Source organism: Pseudomonas sp. P5_A2_2 (assembly GCF_054177685.1).
In genome coordinates, this window is the sequence record NZ_JBGCUL010001220.1 from 1 (window position 1) to 1,200 (window position 1,200).

Genomic DNA, 1,200 nt, shown 5'->3' on the forward strand with positions numbered 1-1,200 from the left:
GTTTTTGCCTCGCATCAGCGCTTGGCTTTGAGACAAACAATTGGCGTACAGCCATTCCTGATGGTCAGCCACTGGGTTGTGGCTGACCACAGGCACAATGAAGTCAGCTGGAATTAGAGGTGTCCCTTGATGCAACAATTGGTGGTAAGCGTGCTGTCCGTTACATCCCACGCCACCCCAGATTACCGGGCCTGTGGTGTAGGAGACTGGCGTGCCGTCATGACGAACACTTTTGCCATTGGACTCCATGTCCATCTGCTGCAGATGTTTAACGAAGTTGCGCAGGTTATGGTCATAGGGCAAGAACGCATAGCTTTGCGCACCCCAAAAGTTGTGATACCAAACGCCAAGTACCGCTAAAAGAACGGGAAGGTTCTGTTCCAATGGTTCATTCAGGAAATGTTGATCCATRGCGTACGCGCCGGACAGCAGTTCCTTGAAGTTGGCGATGCCAATGGCCAGAGCAATCGGCAGGCCAATTGCCGACCATAGTGAGTAACGGCCACCGACCCAGTCCCACATAGGAAAAATGTTTGCTTCACGGATGCCGAAATCCAGCGCGGCTTGACGATTACTCGTCACCGCAATGAAGTGGCGATATAGCTTCTCTTCCGTCCCGCCCTTGGCCAGGTACCAGCTTCTACAAGCTTGCGCGTTCTTCAACGTTTCAAGGGTACCGAAGGTTTTGCTGGAGATGATGAACAGCGTTGTTTCTACGTTCAGATCGGCCGTAACCTCTCGGAATTCATTGCCGTCGATGTTAGCCAGGTAATGGCACCGCACCCCATGCCGAGCGAAGGGCGCGAGTGCTTCAGAGACAAGCTCAGGGCCCAGAAATGAGCCACCAATACCAATATTTACGACATCAGTGATGACCTTATCGTTGTAACCACGCCAAAGATGACTATGGATACGACTCACAACGTCAGTCATCTGCGCCAGGGCACCATGCACATCGCGCATCAAATTGCGGTCATCGACCATCAAGGGTTCCCCCACTGGTCGCCGCAGCGCGGTATGCAGCACAGGACGCCCCTCGGAACAGTTGATTTTTTCTCCACTGAACATGGCATGCGCTGCCTGCTCCACGCCAGCCTCGCGAGCAAGGTTTACAAGCAATGAACGCGTCTCGTGAGTGATCAGGTTTTTGGAGTAATCCAGAAACAGCCCGCAGCCCGCCAGGGAAAAGTCCTGAAAGCG

1 protein-coding gene is annotated in these 1,200 nt (G+C 53.3%); it reads right to left on the reverse strand.

Features of this window, described 5'->3' with window-relative positions; all coding sequences use genetic code 11:
- Positions 1-1,200 (reverse strand): glucose-6-phosphate isomerase (pgi, locus tag ACXRVY_RS30255; protein ID WP_458239105.1); only part of this gene is annotated, 1,200 nt, incomplete at both ends.